We start from the raw sequence: 17948 nt of genomic DNA on the forward strand, positions 1-17948 counted from the left end.
AATGAAGACTTTTAAAATTTTAACGCTACTTGCCTTAGTGGTAGTCGTTTCTGCATTTGCAGCAAATGCCGTTGTAAAAAGTGCAAAGAGCGGTTACAGTATAGGTGATGATGCAACAGATTTTTATCTGCGTAATGTAGATAACAGTATGGTATCGCTTAAGGATTATGAAAATGCCAAAGGATTTATAATAATCTTTACGTGCAATACTTGTCCATTTTCTATAGCAAATGAAGACAGAATCATTGCATTAGATAAAAAGTACAAGTCATTAGGCTACCCTGTGATAGCGATTAACCCTAACGACCCACACATTAAACCTGGAGATAGTTTTAAGTCTATGCAACAACGAGCACGAGAAAAAGGATTTACATTCCCTTATTTATTTGACGATGGCCAAGAGGTATATCCAAAATATGGAGCTACAAAAACTCCTCACGTGTATGTGACTCAAAAAAAGCAAGGGAAAAATATAGTAAAATACATAGGAGCAATAGATAATAATACACGTAATGCGGGAGCAGTTACAGAACGATATGTAGAAGACGCTGTAGATGCCTTACTCGCCGGTAAAAGTGTACAAGTAACCGAAACAAAGGCTATAGGATGTTCTATAAAATCATAGTTTAAAATAACTAGATACTACATAAAAAGGTGAGCAATAGCTCACCTTTTTATGTTTACGTAGCCTATTTAAAATATGTAATATGCCTCAAGCCATATTCAGTTTAATAAAGTAAATTTGAAATATAACAAGGGTACACTACCGTACTTATAATAAAGAAGAATTATGAAAGATCTTACAATCCCAGAATGGGAAGAAAAAATCGCTCAAGATAAAGACGCCGTAATACTAGACGTGCGTACCGAAGAAGAAACAGAAAATGGTATCATAGAAGGAGCAAAGGTGATAGATATATACCAAGGCCAAGGCTTTATAGATGAGGTAGAAAAACTAGATAAAGATAAAAACTACTACGTTTATTGTCGCTCTGGAGCACGTAGTGCTCAAGCGTGTGCCCTTATGGGACAGCTAGGTTTTGAGACTACATATAACTTGCTAGGAGGCTATATGGCCTGGAGCGAAAACGACTAAAAGATGACGCGTACAGTAACTCACATTTGTAGTGCTATTGCAATAATGATGGCTTTGTCTTGTAACCAAGCGACCTCACAGCAAGCATCACCAGAAGCTTCAGTTAGTGAAGTGCAAGAGAAAAAGATGGTCATCAATCGCATTTCTTCAGATGAGCTTGAGACTGCGATGAGTGCTCAAGAAATCCAACTAGTAGATGTACGTGCCGACCGCGAGTGGGAGAGTGGCCATATTAAAGGTGCAAAGCATTTTGAGATGAACAATGTAAACTGGCAGTCACAGCTAGAGACTCTAGATAAAGATGAGCCCGTATATGTATATTGTGCAAAAGGTGGTCGTAGTGCCAGGTGTGCAAAACAGCTAGAAGAGGCTGGTTTTACTACCATTTATGACCTTAAAGGTGGTCTCGCAAGCTGGAAGGCTAGTGGCAAGACCGTAGAGTAACACATACTGATAAAAAAATATAAACCCCATCATAGTAGGATGGGGTTTTTTTCCGCTTTCGCGAAAGCGAAATCTATATCAATCTAATACACTTCATCAACATTAGTCGCTGTAAGTGTTTCTATAAAAGCCACCAGATCCTGAAGTTCTTGCTCTGATAGATTAAGATTATCAAAGGGAAGCGTTTGATGCTCAAGGTCAAACCCTAGGCCACCGCCGCCACCTTTATTATAAAAGTCCATAACCTCTTCTAGTGTACTATATACACCGTTATGCATATAGGGTCCAGTTACTGCAGCGTTACGTACCGTAGGTGTTTTAAACATCCCCTTGTGGAGCTCTTCTTTAAAACGCCAGTAGTAACCTAAGTCATCATCTAGCATTTTATTTTGTGCGGTTTCTGGTACGCCTATTACTTCGCGCTCTGTCTCTGCATAAAATGGTGGTACTGTACCATTAGTAAGTGGCATAAAGTGACAAGTTGCACAAAGGGCTTTCCCCATAAACAAGTTCATACCTCGTTGCTCACTTGATGTAAATGAACGCTCATCGCCACGCATATTTTTATCAAATTTTGAGTCAAAACTATTGAGTGTACTTACATATGACGAGATGGCTTTTATCACATCAATATTTCTTTTTGAAACACCGCCATATGCCTCATCAAAGAGTGTGATATATGTACTGTCTTCTAGTACCTCTTCTGAAAACTCGTGCACGTTTGAGTTAAACTCATCCTTGTTTGTAAAAACAGAAGATACTTGATCTATTAATGTAGGAGAGCGACCGTCTGCAAAGAAGTTTTGCTGGAAAACGGTATTTATGAGGGTAGGTGTGTTGCGCTGTAAATTTTTACCTGCGTTAGAGAGGTTTACGACCATTCCATCTGTGTAGGCCTTTGCTGGAATGTGACACGTAGCACAAGCCATTGTACCATTTGCAGAGAGCTTATCATCAAAAAACAATTTTTTTCCTAAGGCGATTTGTATTGCTGTGGGATTCTTGTTTACGTTAGGAGTAAAAAATGCTGTATTAAAACTATCGTTTTCAAAAAATGTAGGAGCATCAAAGTTAAAAGGTGTATTTGTTGTTCCTTCCCATAGGTCGCTAGTTTTTCTTATAGCTACCCAAGTTTTTGTGATAGGAGAGAGGTGAGTGCTCACAAAGGTATAACGGTCAAAGCTGTTATAATCAGTATTAGAACTCATAAAAGCTATTGCTTTCTCAACCTGATTTATAAATGTTTGGTCTAGTGTGGCATTCTTTTCTTTTATGATGGGTTGTATACTTACTTGATAAGTGTCTACAAGGTTTTGTAATGAGGCTGCACCCTCTGTAATGCCTAGCTGGCTTACAGGTGTGTCAAAACCAGATATAGAAAAACTTAATATGCGCAGTAATTGCTGGTGAGTTGCTATAAAATAGCGTTGTGGCGTGAGTTCTCGTTTTTCGATATTCTTTTTTAGAGTAGCGAGTAGGCCTGTGGTGATCTTTAGTTCTTTTTTGTATTGTGCTGTAGGTGTTCCTCCTTCATAGATAGATTCTTCTATCTTTTGTAAACCTACAGGATTCATTGTGCGGTCATTGTCCTCTTTATAAATAGGTAAAGCTGGTCCATTTGCACGATGACCTACTTCTGGGTTGAGGTAAGAGGCGTAGGGTTCTGCTTTTTTAAAGGCAAGTCTAGCGTTGTTAAAAATCTTTTTGGCATCTGGATGTGATGCCGTAATCTCATTAAGAGAGTCAAGACCTGCGAGCGCATTATTTAGTTCTTGTAAGTAAATAGCTCTTGCAGCTTCCCAGTCTGGGGCTATATTTTTTTTATATGAAGTGTCTTGCTCTTGCTTGCAAGAAAAGGTTAAGGGTATCGCTAGTAGGCAAATTAATAAACGTAAGTAATTCATAACAATGTAATTATAATTAAAGCGCAATCACCTTAGAGGGATTGCGCTTTTAGTATTTCCGAATGGCTAATCCGGGAGGATATTATCTAGGTAAACCTTTAAGTAAAACTACTTGAGATGCTTGGTTATCTTCATATGTAGAGTTGATATGTCCATCAAGTCCAGCAAAGTCACTGTTTCTCCAGTAGTGCGGCTGTATGTTTAATATAAAAGTGTTAGGCACTCCTACTTTATCTGATATATCTATAAGTGCTCCAAACTCTCCACTAAGTCCTGTACTATTATCATCTGCAAGGTCTTGACGTACTACAAGCTCAAGTACTTGCTGTATGTTTACACCATTTAAGTCAGACTGGTAGATGTATGCTGCGTGACCTCTAGAAAAAGAGTTAGGATCTTCTTGTACATATACAAAGTTCTCAGTTACAGTGATATTATCTGGGCTTTGTAAAGCTGCCAGGTTACCATCTTGATTATTTGTATCTGTATTACCACTTATGATTTGAGTAAGTTTACCTTCTAGTGGGTTTGTTTCATCTAGGTTTAACTTGTATACCGTTCCCCAGTCATTGTAAGTACCTTGACCTGGACCACGACCTGTAACTGCAAAGTATACGTTTCTACCATTTGCGTCAGATCCTTTTTGGTAATCTACATCTTCTACTCTCATAAACTGAGAAGCAAATACGTCGTTACACGCGCTTTCCATTTCATTTTTAGTAAGAGCAGCACCGTTTGGTATCTCAACAAACTCTACATCATATTCTGTCTGGAAGTCTAGCGAAGACTCGTTGTAAGCCGTATTAGGAGCAACATCTACAACGTTACCAGCACCGTCACCTACTTGCTTAAGACGTAATACGTAAATAGAACCACCTGTAAAATCTGCATCACCAGCAGTAGAGTAGTACATAGCTACTTGACCTTCTGAGTTACTAGAGTCATCATCACCACCTACGATTACTGTAGCACCAGGATAAGCGTTTTGTGGTAAAGGAGTTGCGTTTTCCCAAGAGAATTCTCCTAGTGCGTCAAGACCAAAATCTGCCTGAGGTGTAGGAGTAGATGTTCTAGGGTCTATTGCTTTTACATCATAGTGTATGCTCTCTGAAGCACTTAAGAAAATGTCTTCTGTACCACCGTGTATATCTGCTTCCCACATAGTAGCACTACACTGGCGTGCAAAGTCTGCTACTCCAGAGTCTAGTAAGTAATCCCCAGAGATAGGCATTAAATTCTGGTCAAAACGTATACGTGCAACTGCATAACTGTCTTCACAGTTTGTTACAAATATGTAGTCTTCTCCATCTTGTAAAAAACCTGCACCGTCTGCAGAGCCAGCAAGTTGAAAATCTCCACCTATCACATCTGGAGTAGATACAAGAGAGAAAGCCTCTACGTAGTTAAACTGTGAGCTCATAGCTACAAGTGGTGGTGTGGCAGACTTGTCTGAAAACATAGTTTCTCCTGGTTCAAAATCTTCTCCATCTTCTCCATTTGATCCGTCTGCCCCGTCTTGTCCATCTGCCCCGTCTTGTCCGTCTACACCATCTATTCCGTCTACACCATCCATTCCGTCTATGCCATCTTCACAGCTAGTGAAGGCCGTTGTTGCTGCTACAAAAAGCAGACTTAAAAAAACTGATTTGAAAGTTTTCATTGTAAAATAATTTTTTTGAGTGGTTAATTTGTGTGTTTTTATGAGGCTCTAAATTAGAATTGTATCTCTTTTTACAGGTTAATTAAGCGTAGCTTTTATATTAAATTGATGTGTATTTATTGTTACTGATTTTACAGTAATTTAAAGACAGATTTTACGTAGAGTTAACCTTTTGGGTTTTTGATATTTCTATTTTATAGGGGTAAAACCTATCATTATTGAAGGGTTATTTTTGGATATAACAGACCTTTTGGCAATGAGCCGCTTTACTTTTAAGAGTTTGGTTTACGCTTTCGCGAAAGCGTAATGCATCTTTTAACACCACTTTTAAGTGAGATGTCGTAATTTTAAAAGAAAAAATGACGCCTAGATTAGAACAAGCACTTGATAAATTGTATACTGCGTTATACACGGGGAAGCTCAATCCCGAGTGTTGTACAGCCTGCGCGGTGGGTACCATATGTGACACGGTAGATGCCTGGAAGCACTTTACAGACACACACGGCTCTTTACAGCTTAATTATGTGGGGAAGGTTAATGAAGGTTTTGGCCGCAGGCTTTATGGGTATCTCCCTAGCGAGCTATTAGAAATAGAAGCGGTTTTCTTAAAAGCGTGTGGGTATGAGTTACCGCTTACGCGAAAGTCAAAACGACCACAACATCCTACATCGCAAGAAACCTTATTTAATGGTATGCGTGCCGTTATTGCTTTCTTATGTGAGCTAGATAGTGTAGAAGATGTTATGGAGATTGAACAGAACCTACTACATACAAACCTAAGCTCTGTAACACACGCTACGGTTTAAACCTTAAAAAGTAATCCTCTTACTGTTTGTGATTTACGATATTTAAAAGACACCTTTTTGATATTTAAAAGAGGTATCTCTGGGGGAGTATGCCTCAGGTTTAAGAAAATTTTAAGTTTTTATTAGCACAACGATTTTAGCTAGATTTCGTATTAATTCTGATATTATGGTGCTTTTAACATTATTTGTTAAGAATATCTAACAAACGCAATCTAATACAGACAATCTTATGAAAAGAAGAAACTTTGTCCAACTAGCCGGAATGGGTGCTGGTGCTGTGATGATGCCTTCCCTATTAATGGGAAATAACATCCCTACAGAGGCACTCCTAGAACCAGGAATGGATATACTAATGAAAAAACAAATGGCAGATGTTGCTCTTAACACAGCAAAAAGCCTAGGAGCTTCATATGCAGATGCTCGTATAGGTAGATATCTTAACCAGTTTGTACGTACTAGAGAAGATAAAGTACAAGGGGTTGTAAACACAGAGTCTTTTGGAATAGGAGTACGTGTGATTGCAAATGGTACTTGGGGATTTGCATCTACAAATGATGTCTCACCAGACGGTATTAAAAAAGCAACAGAGCAAGCAGTCGCAATAGCAAAAGCAAACTCAAAGTTTCAAACAGAGCCAGTAGTGCTTGCACCAGAGGCGTCATATGGTGAAGTCTCTTGGAAAACCCCTATCAAAAAAGATTTTAAAGAAGTGCCAGTTTCAGAGAAAGTAGATTTACTACTCACTGCAAATGCTGCTGCACAATCTAGCGGAGCAAACTTTGTAAACTCTGCCTTGTTTATGGTAAATGAACAAAAATATTTTGCCTCTACAGAAGGTTCGTATATAGATCAAGATGTACATCGCATCTGGCCTACATTTGGTGTAACTGCTGTAGGTGGAGGTAAGTTTAAGACTAGACAAGCTATGAGTGCACCTATGGGAATGGGGTATGAGTATCTAGATGGTCTTGCTTCAGAAAAACTAGAAGGTCCAGAAGGACTTAAATTATATAGAGGCAGCTATGATATGGTAGAAGATGCTACCACTGCAGCAAAGCAAGCAAGAGAAATGCTTACAGCAAAGTCTGTAGATGCTGGTAAGTACGATCTTGTACTAGAGCCTAACCACTTAGGACTAACCATACACGAGTCTGTAGGTCACCCTACAGAATTAGATCGAGTACTAGGTTATGAAGCAAACTATGCAGGTACAAGCTTTGCCACTATAGATAAATGGAAGTCTAAAAACTTCAAGTACGGTAGCGACCTTGTAAATATTGTGGCAGATAAAACACAAGTAGGATCACTAGGAGCCGTAGGATGGGATGACGAAGGTGTTAAAACTAAAAAGTGGGACATTATACGTAACGGTGTACTAGTAAACTATCAGGCAATACGCGATCAAGTAAAAATGATAGATCAAAACGAGTCTCACGGTTGCTGTTATGCGCAGAGTTGGAATGATGTTCAGTTCCAGCGTATGCCTAATATCTCTTTAGAACCTGGTAAAGAACCATATTCTATAAACGATATGATTAAAGATGTAGAAAAAGGAATCTACATAGCCGGTAGAGGATCTTATTCTATAGACCAGCAGCGTTATAACTTCCAGTTTGGAGGGACGATGTACTACGAGATTAAAGATGGTAAGATAGCAGGTATGCTTAATGATGTTGCTTACCAGTCTAACACGCAAGAGTTCTGGAACTCTTGTGCTAAGATTTGTGATAAGGATGACTATCGTCTCTTTGGTTCTTTCTTTGACGGGAAAGGGCAACCATCACAAGTAAGTGCAGTATCTCACGGGAGCTCAACTTCAAGATTTAATGATATTAATGTAATTAATACCGGGCGTACGGTATAAGTCTAACTTTTAAAAGAATAAATAATGGCAATATTTTCAAAAGAAGAGGCTAGAAAGATATTAGAAAAAGCACTAAGCTTTTCTACTGCAGATGCCTGTGTAGTAAATCTAGGTGGGAGCCAGGGAGGTAATATACGTTATGCTCGTAACTCGGTATCTACAGCGGGATATCAATCTAACCAGAGCCTTGCAGTTACTGCAAGCTTTGGAAAAAGATCTGGTACCGCAACTATAGATGAGCTAGATGATGCATCGCTCAAAAAAGTGGTACAACGAGCAGAGGAGCTAGCAAAACTTTCTCCAGAAAATCCAGAGTATATGGAACCACTAGGCCCACAACAATATGATGAGTCAAAAACCTTTGTAGAGGCTACGGCAAACATTACTCCAGAATATAGAGCAGAGGTAGCAAATAGTAGTATTACCCCTGCAAAAACAAAGGATGTAACAGCGGCAGGATTTCTAGATGACGGTCAAGGCTTTAGCGCAATGATGAACTCAAACGGGCTATTTGCATATAATAAGTCTACAGATGTGAGTTTTACAGTAACGATGCGTACTAACGATGGTACAGGATCGGGATGGGTGACTAGAGATTATAATGACATAAATAAGTTTGACTCTTCTGAGGCGTCACAAGTCGCTATAGATAAAGCTGTAATGTCACGACAAGCAAAAGCAATAGAGCCTGGTAAATATACTGTGATACTAGAACCATCTGCAGGACTTGGATTATTACAAGGCTTAGGAAGATCACTTAATGCCCGCTCTGCAGATGAGGGACGTAGCTTTATGTCTAAAGAAGGCGGAGGTACAAAACTGGGAGAAAAAATAGTAGATGAGCGTGTAAACCTATGGTCAGACCCGCTTAATGATGAGGTGCCAGCAGCCACTTGGAATGGAGAAGGTCAACCACTGAAGAAAACTACCTGGATAGAAAATGGTACGGTTAAGAATCTTGCTTATGGAAGATACTGGGCAAAAGAAAAAGGTGTTGAGCCAGTTCCTTTCCCAAGTAATTTTATAATGGGAGGTGGTGACGCATCTCTAGATGATTTAATAAAGAGTACAAGAAAGGGAATCTTAGTCACAAGGCTATGGTACATACGCTCTGTAGATCCACAAACCTTATTATATACAGGTCTTACCCGCGACGGAACTTTTTATATAGAAAACGGAAAAATCAAATACCCAGTTAAGAATTTCCGCTTTAATGAGAGTCCTATTATTATGCTTAATAATCTTGAGACCCTCGGGAAGCAGGTACGTGTAGACGGTAGTTTAATCCCTTATATGAAGGTGAGAGACTTTACGTTTACCAGTCTTTCAGATGCGGTATAATATAATATAGTTGATAGGAAACTGGTTACGGCTTTAAGCGGTAGCCAGTTTTTATTTTAAGTACGCTTTCGCGAAAGTGAATAGTAAGGTATCATATAGAAAAAGTATAAATGAAAGTAGTTAAATTAATATGTCTTGTTGGGTTTGTTAGTTTATCTATGATGGCCTGTAAATCTAAAATTGAACCTAACAATCTTGAATCAAGGTCTTTTACAGACTCTATTTACAGTAACTCTTTATCAGAATATCGGAAGCATAGAATTTATTTACCTCCAAAATTTAATAAAGATTTGAATTACCCTATTATATATGCAACTGATGGTAATAGCCCTATAACAGACAAGAAAGAGATTTTGGATTCATTAATAAATGGCGAATTGATAAAGCCATTGATTTTTGTGGCAAGTTTTCAGAATTCAAAAATCGCAGATAGTACAAGCACGATTACGGGTGATGGAAAGAAAGTATATCTCTCTTATAGGAATTTTGAATATGTCGACAGAAAACCCGAAAGAGTTGAAGATTCATTACTCGTAGATAGGTTTGAAAATCATAAGTCTTATTTTGTAGATGAATTGATAACATCAATAGAAAAACAGTATACTCAGAATCTTAATAAAAATGATCGATATTTTTACGGAGTTTCAAACGGCTCTGGCTTTGGGGTAAGCTTACTGAACAGCAATCCAAGTTTAATTGGAACTTACATATGTTTTTCAACTTTTGGAGGAGATATTCAATCTAATTTTTGGCATAGCGATACGAAGTATCCTAATTTATATTTGAGGTACGGATCAGAAGAGCCATTTTTCTTGAAAGATGATGCTCAGTATATTCAGGAGAAATATGCGGAATTTCAAGCGTTTATTGAGATAAAAACTTTTGAAGGTGGGCATCATAACAAATTTTGGGAAATAGAATTTACTAATGTAATTAGTGACATATTTAAACGAGAAAAGTAGCATTTCGCAATTTACTATGAACAATAAATTTTTCTTCACACGCTTACAATACGAATCTGGAGATTGGGATGTAGACCAGCGTATGCCGTCTAACTTGCTTAACTCTCTGGTAGAGTACACCACGCTAGATGTAGATACAAAGGAGAATATCATAACACTGGCTAGTGATGATATTTTTAAATCGCCCTTTTGCTACATATCTGGGCATAAACTGGTGCAGTTTTCTAAGAAGGAAAAAGAAAATTTTAAACGTTATGTGGAGAATGGAGGCTTTGTCTTTGCAGATGATTGTAACCACGATATAGACGGTCTATTTGCAAAGTCTTTTGAGCGACAGATGGAAGAAATTTTTGGTCAAGATAGCCTCAAAAAAATTCCTAATGATCACGAGATTTATAATGTCTTTTTTGAATTTGAAGACGGTCCACCCACCACCTCACAAGAGCTTAACGGCTGGGGAGATGACCTCGTGCATAATTACCTTAAGGCCATAGAGATAAATGGGAGAATAGGCGTGCTGTATAGCAATAAAGATTACGGCTGTGAGTGGGATTATGATTTTAGAAACAAGCGCTGGTATAAAATAGACAATACCCGTTTTGGGGTAAATATTGTGATGTATGCCCTTACCTCATAATATCTTTTTAATGATGCAATCTTGGGAGCCAAGAAATAACCAATTTTAAATTGAAAATTGAATGAAACAAGAGTTAGTCACACTACAGCAGGAGGTAAATAGTCTTACTTCAAAACTAGGTGATCTTAAAAAAGAAATAGCAAAGGTTATCATAGGTCAAGAAAATACAGTAGAGCAGTTACTTATCACATTTCTAGCTGGTGGTCACGCTTTACTAGAAGGAGTCCCAGGGCTGGCAAAAACGCTTATGATAAGGACCTTGTCACAGGCTATAGATCTCGACTTTAAGCGCATACAATTTACACCAGACTTAATGCCGTCAGATATTGTAGGTACAGAGATTCTAGAAGAAGATCATAGCACCGGTAAAAAATCTTTTGAGTTTAAGAAAGGACCCATATTTGCAAATATTATACTGGCAGATGAGATTAACAGAACTCCGCCAAAAACACAGGCAGCGCTGCTAGAGGCTATGCAAGAGTTTGAGGTTACCTATTCTGGTAAAACCTATGAGCTAGAGCGTCCGTTTTTTATACTTGCAACGCAAAACCCTATAGAGCAATCTGGAACGTTTCCTTTACCAGAGGCACAACAGGATCGTTTCTTATTTTATATAAAAATAGGGTATCCCACAGCAAGCGAAGAAAAGCATATTTTAAAAAGTACAACAGGCGGAGTAGAGCAAAAGGTACAACCCGTACTAAGTGGTGCCGAAATTTTGAGATTACAAGAGCTTGTAAGGCAAGTGCCTATAAGTGATAATCTTATTGATTTTGTAAGCACCATTGTACGTGCAACACGACCAGAGACTACCACAAATGATTTTGTAAAGCAATGGGTAGGCTGGGGAGCAGGCCCCAGAGCCGGGCAAGCTATGATACTCACAGCAAAAGCAAGAGCACTATCACAAGGTCGTATAGCAGTGACCCTAGATGATATTAAAAACGTGGCTCTACCAGTACTTCGTCATAGAGTGATTGTAAACTTTAAAGCAGAGGCAGAGGGTATTACTTCAGATACGGTGACGAGTCAATTATTAGATCATACAGACTTTAGCGCATAATATTTATGGCAAAAGACGATTATAGAGCACTTCTTAAACCAGATGTAATTAATACAGTTTCTGGTTTATCACTCATCTCGCGAGTAATTGTAGATGGGTATCTCTCTGGCTTAAATAGAAGCAGGCAAGTAGGAGCTGGTCTTGAGTTTAGCCAGTATAGAGGGTATGAGCCTGGTGATGACCTGCGTCTTTTAGATTGGAAAATGCTCGCACGTTCTGGACGCTATTATATCAAGCAATCTGAGATTGACACCCATATAACTGTAAAGTTTATTGTAGACACTAGCGCTTCAATGCTTCATAAAGAAGAAGGATTATCTAAAATGGAGTATGCAAACGTACTCATTGCTAGTCTCGCTCATCTAGCCCATTCTCAGGGAGATGCAGTGGGTTTGCTTACCATAAATAACAAGCAGTTAGAAACATTACAGCCAGCTACGGGAAAATCACATTTTAATAGATTTTTATATCAATTACTCAAGCTCAAAAATCAAGGAAGCTGGCCAGAGCGTATAACTAGTGATCAACTTCATAATCGTAGCCATAGAGAGCTTATATTTTTTATTACAGATCTCTATGAGCAAAGCGAAGAAATTACAAATATGATTACTGCCTTGAAGACCTCTCGCAATGAGGTTGCAGTCATTCATCTTTTAGGAAAGCAAGAGCTCGAGTTTAATCATAAAGGGCAAGTAATTTTTGAAGATCTTGAATCTGGAGAAAAAGTAAAAGTAAATGCCAGAGATGCCCGTGCTCAGTACGTACAGGCTATGCAATCATCAATGACAACAATTAAAGAAAAGCTCCTGTCTAGTGGTGTAGGTTATGATCTTTTTACATTAGACAAACATCTAGGAGAGGCATTACAGCTCTTCTTAAAAAAACGTGCAAACTTAATCTAGTATGACGCTCCTACAACCTACATATCTCTGGGGTCTACTAGGATTGTTAATCCCTATAGCCATACACTTGTGGAGTAAACGCAAAGTAAAAACAATACAGGTAGGAAGCACGCAGTTTATAACAGAAACAAAGTCAAAACAGAGTAATAGCATACAGATTAATGAGTGGTGGTTGCTGCTGCTGCGCTGTTTACTTATCACTATACTCACAATCATACTAGCACAGCCTTATACAACACATACACCAGATCCACTAGCGGTAGCTTATATTTTTGAACCATCACTTATAGACACGCAAGAGGAGCAAAGTCGTTTTAAAACACTACCCTTAGAAGATAGGTTTTTATTAAAAGAGGGATTGCCTAAATGGGATCTGGAGACAGAAATACCACCTACTAAAATAATACCTAGTTACTGGCAACTTGCACAAGAGATAGGCTCCCTAAGAGCAGATAGTGTGGTTGTATTTTCGCAAAATCTCGTTCAAGGTATACAAGGTAAGCGCCCTAGCTTTGGTAAACATATAAACTGGGTGTCCATCACATCTCAAGAAGAGAAGGAAGTCCCGTTTTATGCAATACAAGATCAAGATATTATCACTGTACTTTCGGCAGTAGGGAGGAGTGATTATCACGCTTTCGCGAAAGCAAAAAAAGCAGCATCACAATTTGTGGTTAAAGATGGTACTATCTCTATTACCCAAAACGATACAGAGCGACTGATACCCGTTGTAAAACAAGATACTATTGCCGTAGATGTAATATATAACAGCTCTTTTGCTACAGAGGCGATGTATCTAGAATCTGCATTAAGAGCTGTAAAAGGCTATACTAGAAAACCCATTGCTATTAACGTTTATAAAGGTTTAAAAAATGTAGCAGACCCAGCACCAGACTATTTAATATGGTTGTCTAATAAGGAAGCGCCAGAAGTTGATATTCCAGTTTTGAAGTTTGAGGAAGACCTATTTTCAAATAAAATAGTAAAGACTATTTCTGGAACAAACTACACAAATCTAACCCAGAGATTATCACCAGAGGTAGTGATTAATAAGAGGTTAGTAGAAGGTGTGTTGCACTGGCTTTCACTAGATGCAGCTGTGCAAAGAGATTTTGATAGACTTGATAACAGATCGCTTGCAATGAGCCAGTTTAAACCAAATATGGATGAAAGTAGCTCTATACCTAGCAAAGAAGTTAAAGCCTCTCTTGTGGACCCATTATGGTTACTGCTTATAGTTATGATTATAATAGAACGTGTTATTGCAAAACATAGAAAACAATAATGCTAGAGGGAAAAAGACATATAGCAAAGTACACGAGCCGCTGGCAATTATTGCTAGTAGTACAGGGCTTGTTGTATGGTATAGGAGCAGGTGTTTTCTGTTGGTTTTTGAGCAGGCAGTTAGGGATATCTATGTTAGTATTTGCTTTAGTAACTGGTCTAGCGATGTTAGTATTAAAACCGTGGCGCATTACGGCTACCACAGTAAGCGAGTATCTAGATCATCACCTTAGCAGTGTAGAGTATAGTACTAGTCTATTATTTACAGAAACAACAAGTCTATCTGACTTAGCACAATTACAGCAGCATAAGGTAAGTGCTGTTTTACAAGAACAAATTAATACCATACGCCCAAAAACAAGTGTAAAGACAGCGGCTATTGTTGTATTTATGCTCATAGGTGCGGGGTATGTGGGTTCTCAATTTATTACTCCTTTGGTCTTAGATAATGGTGATTCTCAAAAGGAGGTGATACAATTACAGTCTACAGATTCTATCACGCCCTTGCACGCGCCGCCGGTGTTAAAACAACAACAACTTACTATAAAGTATCCATCATATACTAAACTAGCAAGTCGTACCACCAGTAGTATGAATGTAAAGGCTGTAGCCGGTTCTAAACTTTTTTGGAGTCTAGATTTTGAGAGTTTTGTAAAAGAGGTCACACTAGAAGGTCTGGGGACGGGCAAAAAGTTTAATTTAAAAACAACTAGCGAGAACTCACTCAGAGCTTCTAGTAGTTTAATTCCTACTACATCTGGTTATTACAATTTTAATTTTATTGATAGTCTAGATGGTGCATATACATCAGATATTTATGCGATAGAAGTGGTGAAAGATCAACCTCCTGCCATTACCATAAAAGATATCGCTCAGTTTACAACTTTTGAGCATACAGACCGTAAAGTGATAAATTTTAGTGCCTTGATTACAGATGATTTTGGTATAGAGAGCACTCAAATTATAGCAACTGTAAGTAAAGGAGAAGGGGAGTCTGTAAAGTTTAGAGAAGAAAAAATAGCTTTTGATGCACCCATAACTAAAGGTGTAAAAACTATAACTACAACAAAAAGTATTAGTCTAGATGCCTTAAAAATGGAACTTGGTGATGAGTTATATTTTTATGTAGAGACCAGAGATCAAAAGACACCAAAGCCAAATATCACGCGCAGCGAGACCTACTTTGCAGTGATTAAGGATACGGTGAGTGATGGTTTTGGGGTAGAAGGCACGATGGGAGCAGACCTAATGCCAGATTATTTTAGAAGTCAGCGGCAACTTATAATTGATACAGAAAAACTTATAAAAGATAGAAACACACTTACAAAGCAAGAGTTTACAAATAGGAGCAATGAGCTAGGATTTGACCAGAAAGCCTTACGTCTTAAGTATGGTAAATTTATGGGTGATGAGGATGACTCAGGTATAGGAGTTGCCCAAGATATAGATATGAGCGATTATGATGAAGATGATCCTACGGCTGGTTTTCGTCACGATCACGATACAGAAAATGAACACAACCTTGTAGAAGAAGACCACGACCACGAGCACGAAGAAGAACTTGGGGAAGAAGAAGAAAAAGAAACCTCCCTTTTTGAAGATTACCTGCATAATCACGACGACCCAGAGGAGTCAACACTTTTTACAGAATCGCTGCGTGGCAAGTTAAAAAATGCAATGGCACAAATGTGGGATGCAGAGTTACATCTCAGGCTAGCAGATCCAGATACATCTTTGCCTTACCAGTATAAAGCTTTAAAACTCATACAAGAGATAAAAAACAGTGCACGTATTTATGTGCACCGCATAGGTTTTGACCCTCCACCTATAAAAGAAGATAAGAGACTCTCTGGAGAGATTAAAGAGATAACAAACGTCTTTAAAAAAGAAGATTTTGATAATAAAGATCCTTATGTGTCTATGAGAGAAAGCATAGAGATATTAGAAAAAAGATTACAAAATGAGCGAGAACTTACGGAGGAGGATAAGACCGCTTTCGCGAAAGCGGGAGAAGAACTTGCACAACTAGCCATCTTAGAGCCCTCTAAGCATCTACTTACTTTACAAAAACTCAAATGGCTCACAGAAGATAAGAAACAACCTAAAACCGTGATGCAATCTGTACAAAAAGGACTTCTTGAGGCACTGCCTAGAGTTTCAGAAACTCCTAAAAACCCAGAGGGGTTCACCAGTAAGCTAGAATCATTATTTACAAAAGAGTTACAAAAACGTGATTGATACAATACATTTTTTACGTGAGGATCTTATTTGGCCTACAGTGATAGGCCTTGTGTTGCTCTGGGTCTTATTTCTCTGGAAAGAATACAAGGCGGTTACAACCACGAGGTTTATCATACGTGGTATTGTTGCTCTACTAGCACTGAGTGCGGTGGCTTCCTTATTTTTAGAACCTGTAACTTTTCAAAAACAGGTAAAGGGAGTAGCCGTTTTAAAGACAGCAAATTTTGATTCAAATCTAATAGATAGCCTTAAGAGTACAACTCCAGCGCTAAAAACAATTACCTATAAAGAAAATCAAAATCTACAGCCACAATTAGACTCCATAAGTGAGCTCCATATCTCAGGTGACGGGGTTGCTATTTATGATTTGTGGCAGTTTAAAAATAAGAAAGTCTATTACCATCCTCACAAACCCACCCCTGGGATTATAAAACTCGCTTATGATACAGAAGTATTGCTTGGAGATTCACTTACTGTAACTGGTCTATATAAAAACTCTTTTTCTAGTAATACCGTATTGTTACAAGAGTCTGGAGCACGCGCTATAGACTCTGTAAAAATCTTAAATCAAGATGAGACTGTTTTTAAATTACACACACTACCCAAAGCAAAAGGAAATTACCTCTACCATATCATAGTTAAAGACAGTCTGGGTAAGATTATAAGTTCAGACCCGCTTCCATTAACAATAAAAGATCGTGGTCGCTTGCGTGTTTTAATGGTGAATACATTTCCTACGTTTGAGACTAAATATCTCAAAAATTACCTAGCAGAGAGTGGTCACGAGGTACTTGTGCGTAGTCAAATTACAAAAGATCGTTATAAGTTTGAAAATTATAACCGTAGCCAGAAAAGCATTTACAATTTTACACATCAAAACCTTTCTGAATTTGATGTTATAATTACAGATGTGAGCACGTATAATGGACTGAGCCAGCGTTCAAAAAATGCCATTAATTACCGAGTAGAAGAGCAGGGTATGGGACTACTTCTTCAAGCAGATGCCCGACTTATAGAGCAGGGATCAAAATTTGGTTTTCGCTTTAAGCGAAAAAATATAAAAGCGTTACAGCTTCCTTCTTGGCCTAGAGTAAAAATACCAGTATACCCTGCCACACTTACAAAAGATGCTCTTGTTGAACCTATACTAGTAACAAAAAATAACACCCTAAGTGCCTATGCACAAAAGGGAACAGGACGTATAGGTACTCTACTGGTTGAAGATTCTTTTCAATTATTACTAAGTGGTAATGAGGATGTATATCACTATTTATGGAGTACGGCGCTAGGTAAAATAAGCCAGCAACAGCAGTCGCTTGTACAGTGGTCACTCAGTGATTATATGGCATATAGTGATGAGCCGTTTCAATTTAATTTGCGCACAAGTATACCATTACCAAAGGTTGTAATGAATAATGATGTAGTAGTACCCCTTGTACAAAATGTGACGCTGCAAGATCAATGGTCTGGTACAATTTACCCTAATGGTTATGGATGGGTAAACCTCAAGGTGACGCAAGCTCCCGCTTCTCTAAAGGCTATGTATGTTATAAATGATACCGCGTGGAAGGCAAAAAAGGTGTACAAGCAAATAACAGAAAATGCTTCCTTTTATAAGAATGAGAGCAGTCTTTCTTCAGAAAGTTCTATACCTGTTCCGTTTACAAAATGGTGGGCATTTACAGTTTTTATTCTAGCAATGGGTTATCTATGGCTAGCACCTAGAATTTATAAGAATTAGATG

The 17948-nt window shown here is 38.3% G+C and carries 15 protein-coding genes; 13 read left to right on the forward strand and 2 right to left on the reverse strand.

Annotated features, from left to right (window positions below; translation table 11 throughout):
* Window position 1: 1 nt before the first annotated feature.
* From I597_RS07195 to I597_RS07205, 3 genes are all read left to right on the forward strand, one after another.
* Window positions 2-625 (forward strand): thioredoxin family protein, encoded by a 624-nt coding sequence (locus I597_RS07195; RefSeq protein WP_035327907.1) that lies wholly within the window; start codon window positions 2-4, stop codon window positions 623-625.
* A gap of 165 nt (window positions 626-790) precedes the next feature.
* Window positions 791-1096: a rhodanese-like domain-containing protein gene (locus tag I597_RS07200; protein ID WP_035327909.1), complete on the forward strand. Its 306-nt coding sequence runs from the start codon at window positions 791-793 to the stop codon at window positions 1094-1096.
* Window positions 1097-1099: 3 nt separating this feature from the next.
* Window positions 1100-1540 (forward strand): rhodanese-like domain-containing protein, encoded by a 441-nt coding sequence (locus I597_RS07205; protein ID WP_052111954.1) that lies wholly within the window; start codon window positions 1100-1102, stop codon window positions 1538-1540.
* Between the two features lie 83 nt (window positions 1541-1623).
* On the opposite strand, the gene I597_RS07210 is transcribed toward I597_RS07205, so the two are convergent.
* Together I597_RS07210 and I597_RS07215 are read right to left on the reverse strand one after the other, a co-directional pair.
* Entirely contained in the window at window positions 1624-3444 is a 1821-nt protein-coding gene (locus I597_RS07210) for a cytochrome c peroxidase (RefSeq protein ID WP_035329067.1), read from the reverse strand.
* Window positions 3445-3526: 82 nt separating this feature from the next.
* Window positions 3527-5104 (reverse strand): PhoX family protein, encoded by a 1578-nt coding sequence (locus I597_RS07215; protein WP_035327910.1) that lies wholly within the window; start codon window positions 5102-5104, stop codon window positions 3527-3529.
* A gap of 359 nt (window positions 5105-5463) precedes the next feature.
* On the opposite strand from I597_RS07215, the gene I597_RS07220 reads away from it, so the two are divergent.
* The 10 genes from I597_RS07220 (at window position 5464) to I597_RS07265 (ending at window position 17945) form a co-directional block, all read left to right on the forward strand.
* Window positions 5464-5910 (forward strand): hypothetical protein, encoded by a 447-nt coding sequence (locus tag I597_RS07220; protein ID WP_035327911.1) that lies wholly within the window; start codon window positions 5464-5466, stop codon window positions 5908-5910.
* 229 nt (window positions 5911-6139) lie between these two features.
* On the forward strand, window positions 6140-7774 hold the full coding sequence (locus I597_RS07225; protein ID WP_035327914.1) for a TldD/PmbA family protein: 1635 nt from the start codon (window positions 6140-6142) through the stop codon (window positions 7772-7774).
* Window positions 7775-7798: 24 nt separating this feature from the next.
* On the forward strand, window positions 7799-9115 hold the full coding sequence (locus I597_RS07230) for a TldD/PmbA family protein (protein ID WP_035327917.1): 1317 nt from the start codon (window positions 7799-7801) through the stop codon (window positions 9113-9115).
* Between the two features lie 110 nt (window positions 9116-9225).
* Entirely contained in the window at window positions 9226-10077 is an 852-nt protein-coding gene (locus I597_RS07235) for an alpha/beta hydrolase-fold protein (RefSeq protein WP_035327919.1), read from the forward strand.
* A gap of 16 nt (window positions 10078-10093) precedes the next feature.
* The gene (locus tag I597_RS07240) at window positions 10094-10714 is read left to right on the forward strand and encodes a DUF4159 domain-containing protein (protein ID WP_035327921.1); all 621 of its coding nucleotides are present in this window, start codon (window positions 10094-10096) and stop codon (window positions 10712-10714) included.
* A gap of 61 nt (window positions 10715-10775) precedes the next feature.
* Window positions 10776-11777, forward strand: coding sequence for an AAA family ATPase (locus I597_RS07245; protein WP_035327928.1), 1002 nt, complete (start codon window positions 10776-10778; stop codon window positions 11775-11777).
* Between the two features lie 5 nt (window positions 11778-11782).
* Window positions 11783-12679: a DUF58 domain-containing protein gene (locus tag I597_RS07250; protein ID WP_035327931.1), complete on the forward strand. Its 897-nt coding sequence runs from the start codon at window positions 11783-11785 to the stop codon at window positions 12677-12679.
* 1 nt (window position 12680) lies between these two features.
* A complete protein-coding gene (locus I597_RS07255) occupies window positions 12681-13964 on the forward strand; it encodes a BatA domain-containing protein (protein ID WP_035327932.1) in 1284 nt (427 codons plus the stop codon).
* Complete coding sequence (locus I597_RS07260) at window positions 13964-16201, forward strand: hypothetical protein (RefSeq protein ID WP_035327933.1); 2238 nt, start codon at window positions 13964-13966, stop codon at window positions 16199-16201. Before I597_RS07255 ends, I597_RS07260 begins: the two co-directional genes overlap by 1 nt.
* Complete coding sequence (locus tag I597_RS07265) at window positions 16194-17945, forward strand: hypothetical protein (RefSeq protein WP_035327941.1); 1752 nt, start codon at window positions 16194-16196, stop codon at window positions 17943-17945. Before I597_RS07260 ends, I597_RS07265 begins: the two co-directional genes overlap by 8 nt.
* The last annotated feature ends 3 nt before the right edge of the window (window positions 17946-17948 follow it).

This window comes from Dokdonia donghaensis DSW-1 (genome assembly GCF_001653755.1).
In the GTDB taxonomy this organism is placed as follows: Bacteria; Bacteroidota; Bacteroidia; order Flavobacteriales; family Flavobacteriaceae; genus Dokdonia; species Dokdonia donghaensis.